We start from the raw sequence: 6,133 nt of genomic DNA on the forward strand, positions 1-6,133 counted from the left end.
CAGCTTCCTTCAGATTCCACCTCGCGATGGACACCCTTGCTCTTGGCTAATGGTTGGCGATTACAAACCCCCATAGTGGACTTTCACCACCAAGTTGGTTGCCATGCACGGCACACCAAAAAAAGCCGCTCTGCGAATAACTCACAGAGCGGCTTTATTAATTTCAACGCCCTTCTGATTTATTCAGGGCGTATAGGTGAGGTTTACCGGTAGTTAATCCGGTTTTCCAAAAGCTTAGTTATTAAACTGAGGCTGGAAGCGGAACGGGTGAATCGGCTCGGATGCGGCACGACGGTTTTCGCGGCAGCCGCGGTCGCCCGGAATCGGGTTCAGACAGGGGTTCGGGTCAACACCGAGACCAACAACGGTCATGCGCTCGCTTGAAATGCCTTGTGCACGGTAGAAGTCGGCAACGGCATTTGCACGGCGCACAGACAGGCGCAGGTTGTACTGATCGGTACCAACATTATCTGTGAAGGCTTCGATGCGGATGGTGTAGTTCGGGTTTGTGTTCAGTTTCTCAACATTGGCAAGAAGCGCGGTACGTGCCTGACGGTCGATGTTAGAACGGTCGAAGTCGAAGTTGATCTGATTGAGTTCGCGAATTACAATAGGATCGTTCGGATCAAGCGGGTCGGTGCCCATTTCAATTTCCTGACCATCGGTAAAGCCGTCGCCATCGGTATCAGGGTTGAGCGGGTCGGTACCGTAAACATAAATCTCATCGTAATCAGAAAGGCCGTCGCCGTCGGTGTCAGGGTTCAGCGGGTCGGTACCGTAAACATAAATCTCATCGTAATCAGAAAGGCCGTCGCCGTCGGTGTCAGGGTTCAGCGGATCGGTGCCGTAAACATATATTTCATCAAAATCAGACAGTCCGTCGCCATCAGTATCGGGGTTGAGAGGATCGGTGCCGTATTTAAAGATTTCATCATAATCAGAAAGGCCATCCCCATCTGTATCAGGGTTCAGCGGATCGGTACCGTAAACAAAGATTTCATCGTAATCAGAAAGGCCGTCGCCATCGGTATCCAGCGTTTTGAGGATTTCCGGGTCGAGGCTCATCAGGTATTCGAGAGTCCGTTCACTTGGAGGCAGAATTTCTTTGGATGAACGACATGCTGAGAACAACAGCACGGTAGCAAGGAGAAAGAAGATTGCTCTTACAGTCAGGTTCATAGTCATAGGTTTAAACCAGCGTGGGTTGTGAGTGTGAGAAAGTGAGCATCAAATATATCACTTTTTGGCCTTTATGTGAACAGATGGCGAGGTCATCTGCAATATTTTCTGTTTAAGCCCTATCTTAGGGGCTGCATAAGGTATCTGCACAAATGTTCATCCGGTTAATGCCAGGAATAAGACCTATATCAGGAAAAAAAAGTACGTACATACTGCTACTTTAATGGGATGCGTACCGCTCACAAAGTGAATAATACCGTTTACTAAACCAATATTACGTACCGTATGCTTCATACGTATATTTGGGTATAGCAAAACAGATGTTTCTCTTTTCAATAAAATTATATCAGTACTTACATTTTATTATCTACAGACGGATTATTACCCAAACGAAGCCGCATTAACTACGGTGCACGTATTGCTGCATAACTAACATCGAGAGATAAATGAGTCCTAAACAGGGGCTGTTACAGGCAAGGCAGCCCTAAAGCAATGTGCAGTAGTTGATGCGGCCTTTTTTTATACCGGCAAAACAAACCTGACAACGGTACCTTCTCCGGGATTGCTTTCAATAAGTAATGCGGTTTCCGTTTTCGGGCCGGGCTGCATGAGTTCAAGGCGCTGCGTTATCAGCTTCAAAGCGAGCGATTCATGTCTGTTTTGTTTTGTTTTATGGTTTTTGTCGAATCCTATTCCGTTATCTTCAAGCTTTACAACGAGCCTGTTTTGCCCCTCAAGTGCAACCGTTAGCGAAACAATACCCGGTTTAGCCGAAGGCTGTATGCCATGAAGCAGCGCATTTTCCAGGAAGGGCTGTATCAGCATTGAAGGAATCTCAATTTCATCGAGCTCTTCCTGAAGTTCCTCAGATAAGTAAACATGAAATTCCAGCGGGTTTTGAATTCTCAGCTTTTCCAGCCTCACATACATTTCGAGTAGTTCAAGCTCTTGTCTGAGGCTGATTTTCTTCCGGAAGGTTGCTTCAAGCTGCAGCCTGATCAGCCGGGCAAACAACAGCAGGTATTCGTCGGCTTTTCCGTCTTCTTTTGCTGCCATAAACTGCCTGACGGAATTCAGTACATTAAACACAAAATGCGGGTTCATCATCGCAGTAAGCGCCTGTTGTTCGAGCTCAACTGTTTTTACGTACTGCAGCAGCTTGGCCTGTTCTCTTCTCTTAACAGCCCGAAGCTGTAGCTGTACCAGAGCAACCAGCAAGCCGAGGCTTAGCAGGAAAGTAAGCACTAAAAACCAGCTCTTTTTCCAGAAGGGCGCTTCAATCACAAACGGGATAAGCAGCGCTGTTGCGGCCTGTGCACCGGGTGCCTCAGCTCTGATATGCAGCCTGTAACTGCCCGGCCGCAATACACGAAAAGTGAAATCCGGCTGCCGGGTTTCCTGCCACCCGGTATCGGCAGGTTCAAGCCGGAAAAAGTATTTCAGCTGCCCTTCCTCCCGAAAAAAAGGAGCACTTGTATCGAGTTGCAGCAGCCGTGTATGGTGCGGCAGGCTCACCGCACTGTAGGTACGTGTTTCTGAGCCGTCAGCGCCCGACAGCAGCGATGAAGCCTTCAGCGCTACCTGCACCTGATCAGCAATAAGCCGCGGATGGTTCAGATTAAGCCTGAATTCCGGCCCGTTAGCCTGAGCAACCGAGCGCTCTACAGCAACATCACTTGTGATATAAGCGAGCAAACCGTTCTTAACATCAATTCGCCGGATATTTCCGGTATCCCAGCTGATGAGCTGCTCAGCTGCCGGGTTGTAACTGAATAAGCCGGTTGAGGTAGCCAGCCACCAGTTACCGGTTTCATCAATCTTGAGTTCTCTGATATTGAGCAGCCGCAGATCGTCTTCAAATAAACGAAACAGTTCGCCGCTTAGAAGGCAGGCCTGCCAAAGACCGAAACCATTGGTTGAAATCAGCAGCTCATCCTGCCCCCATCTTTTCAGATCGGTAATTTGTGCATTTTCCAGCACCTGAAACACGGGCGTTAGGAGGTTGTCCCGAAATTGCCATACCCCCTGTGCACTGCCTGCTATCAGTCCGGAACGGGGATGATAGGCGAGAGCCGTAAAACGCCTGTTGTAAAGATTCTGATGCGTGAGCCCACCGTCAGGCAGGCGGTCTATTTGTATGATGCCCTCCGTTGCAGCTGCATAAATCCTGTTTTCGGAAACCGGAACGATCTGCTTGGCACCTCCGACTGTAACAAAATATCCTGCTTCAAAATCTATGGTGCCATCGCTGCGAACAGGTCCCGAAAAAAGCCGGTTCGATGATGCGAGCACGATGTCATCCCCCCAGTAATCCATTAGCAGCAGCTGCAAGCCAAACCGTGATGACATATATTCCGGAAGTAAACTGAGGGTGAGCTCATTGTTACGGTGCAAACCGTAAACCTCTGAAGCCGAACCGTAAATTACGGACCCGTCAGGCAGTATCAGTAGGCTTCTGAGGGATGAAAGTCCGGCTTTTGAAGCTTCAAAACCGGCTGTTTGCCAAAATCCTGCCGGAAATTTAAACACACCGCTGCCAAGTGTTGAAGCCCAGATGTTTCCTTCAAAATCCTGAAGCACACGGTTGACAAACATCCCTTCGAGCGCTGTTTTTACGGGCAGGCCGGGTTCAGGTGAGATGAAGTACAGTCCGTCGGTGGTGCCCAGCGCTATGAATTCATCGTAGGTTTCAATTGCCGTAAACATACGCCCGCGAATTTCAGGCTGGGGAAATTTTATGGTTTCGGCACCGGCTGTCATCCAGGGCGCAGCGGCTGATTCGGCGGCCGCATCTGCGGAAAACTCCATTCGCTGCCATGCTGTGCCAAAGGGTGCGAAGGGCACGCCGCGGTAGTTAAACACGCGACCCGGGGTGAAGCTCTTACGGATAGCAGCCGTCGGGTACAGGCTGCCCGGGCTTACCTGATACAGAGAATCGACCGAGGCCAGCATAATGTTGCCGCGGCGGTCCCGGGCGATATGCCTTACTGAAACTAATTCAGGGTTTAAAAAGCTGAAATTATCTGCCTGATCGGGCGTAAACCGCATTACGCGATGCTGCTCCCATGCTATCCAGGTGGTGTCGGCGTCTGTAAATACCGAAGTTTGAACCAGATTGGACGAGGCCGCATCTTCAAGCAGGGGCGTATCAGCCGGCGTATGCAAAACACCCTGCCGTACAAAAGAGGTATTGCCTGTAAAATCAAGCGCCCAAACCCGGCCGGCTGCGTCGGCACCCACATAAAGCACGCTGTTACCGGGCAGGCCCTCAGCCGTTGAGTAGCGCCGCAGCCCGTGCCCGTCGTAGCGAATAAGTCCGTTTTCGGTTCCAAACCAGAGGTTTCCTTCGGCATCCTGCACCATGTCGTACACAATGGTACCGGCGAGCAGGTTTTGCGGCCGTGAAATTTGCGCATTCGCATCACGAAACACATCCCCCGATAACAACAGCATCAGAGCCAGTAAAAGGGCAGCGCTGCATCTGAGGAGTAGTTCCGAACGCCGCATCATTTAACAGGCAGAACCTTTTAGGAAACTGGAGAAAGCCGCTGATTTTCGCCGGGAAACGGGCACCGTCTGGCCTGAAACGAGTTCGGCATACGCATCGCGGGATACGAACCGCTTAAGGTGATTTACATTGATGAGATAGGAGCGGTGAACCCGGAAAAAGCGGGCATCATCAAGAATTTCTTCAAACTCCAGCAGAGGTCTGGAAGCTGTAATTTTGCTGCCGTTGCTCAGGTAAACATTGGAGTAGGTGTTATCGGCTTCAATGAAGGTAATTTTTGAGGCATCAATCATTTCCATGCCCTGAAGGGAGGAAATAACGATCTGCTGAGGCGGCTGCTGGCTTTCGCGAAGGGCGGCGGCATTCTGCAGCGCTCTGCGGTACAGCTGCCGGTTGGCTTCGTCGCTGAAACCATGCACAAAAATCCGGGCAACGGCCTGTTCAAGATCATCCTGCCCAACGGGTTTTAGCAGATAATCGATGGCATTGGAGCGAAAAGCACGCACCGCATATTTCTCAAAAGCGGTAACAAAAACGACCCGGCCGGTATAAGCCGGTACTGCATCGAGCAGATCAAAGCCGGTTCCGTCGCTCAGCTCAACATCCAAAAAAAGAAGATCAGGCTGCGCATACCCGATCAGGGCGATACCGGCATGAACAGAACCGGCCTCGCCCACAATTTCAATCCGATCAGCATGCGCAAGTAACTGAGATCTTAGGTGATCCCGGTTTTCCGGCTGATCATCAATCAATACAGCTTTTATCAAATTTTCCTGAAGTCTGAGATATCGGTTTGTTCCTGAAACGCACAGGCATGCGTTAGGAAACACGCAGAATTATCTGAAACCAACCGAATCAAAGTGATTAAGTACAATAAGTTATGAAGCAGACCGCTTGCTGTAGGTAACGCAATTCCGACCTGCGTAACGCAGGCCTTACGCACAACACAGGCAAAGGTTATACATGAGTTAAAAAACTGAGAATCCAGCAAGAGCTGCATATGATCGGCAGCCCGGAGTCCTTTATCGAATTTAATAAAAAAAGTAATGCTATCTGTGCCTGAGTTCACATTGCTTTTAATTTACCGGAAACAATAAGCCTAATAAGCTGATATATAATTACTTGCAATAAGTATGTAATTTCAAAGTTTCAGAGCCATACCCTGCATTTACCTTAATGGATTTGAAGGCCGTTAAATGAGTAGCTTAAAAAGCCTGAAAACAGCTGTTCTGATAAAACACAGAATTACAGTAAATGCACTTGCGGAAAGCAGCAGAAAGGCCTTATATTTAAAGTCTTGCTCGGGGCTATAGCTCAGCTGGCTAGAGCGTCGCGCTGGCAGCGCGAAGGTCTGGGGTTCGAATCCCCATAGCTCCACAGGTTTAACACCTCTAAAGCCTTGTAAGTTTTATAACTTGCAAGGCTTTTTTGTTTTATGAAAACCGG

The 6,133-nt window shown here is 49.3% G+C and carries 3 protein-coding genes and 1 tRNA gene; 1 reads left to right on the forward strand and 3 read right to left on the reverse strand.

Annotated features, from left to right (window positions below; translation table 11 throughout):
- Window positions 1–234: 234 nt before the first annotated feature.
- From LAT75_RS14945 to LAT75_RS14955, 3 genes are all read right to left on the reverse strand, one after another.
- Window positions 235–1,179, reverse strand: a complete 945-nt coding sequence (locus tag LAT75_RS14945; protein WP_291483526.1) for an OmpA family protein — start codon at window positions 1,177–1,179, stop codon at window positions 235–237.
- Window positions 1,180–1,698: 519 nt separating this feature from the next.
- Entirely contained in the window at window positions 1,699–4,632 is a 2,934-nt protein-coding gene (locus tag LAT75_RS14950) for a histidine kinase (RefSeq protein ID WP_291483528.1), read from the reverse strand.
- A 57-nt stretch (window positions 4,633–4,689) separates the two neighbouring features.
- A complete protein-coding gene (locus tag LAT75_RS14955) occupies window positions 4,690–5,454 on the reverse strand; it encodes a LytTR family DNA-binding domain-containing protein (protein ID WP_291483530.1) in 765 nt (254 codons plus the stop codon).
- Window positions 5,455–5,990: 536 nt separating this feature from the next.
- On the opposite strand from LAT75_RS14955, the gene LAT75_RS14960 reads away from it, so the two are divergent.
- A tRNA-Ala gene (locus tag LAT75_RS14960) sits at window positions 5,991–6,064 on the forward strand.
- The last annotated feature ends 69 nt before the right edge of the window (window positions 6,065–6,133 follow it).

The organism is Cyclonatronum sp., from assembly GCF_022565315.1.
Taxonomy (GTDB): Bacteria; Bacteroidota; Rhodothermia; order Balneolales; family Cyclonatronaceae; genus Cyclonatronum.

Coding starts and splice junctions, on each gene's coding strand:
- LAT75_RS14950 (WP_291483528.1), bottom strand. CDS start 4,632: ATGCTGTTGTTATCGGGGGATGTGTTTCGTGATGCGAATGCGCAAATT.
- LAT75_RS14945 (WP_291483526.1), bottom strand. CDS start 1,179: ATGAACCTGACTGTAAGAGCAATCTTCTTTCTCCTTGCTACCGTGCTG.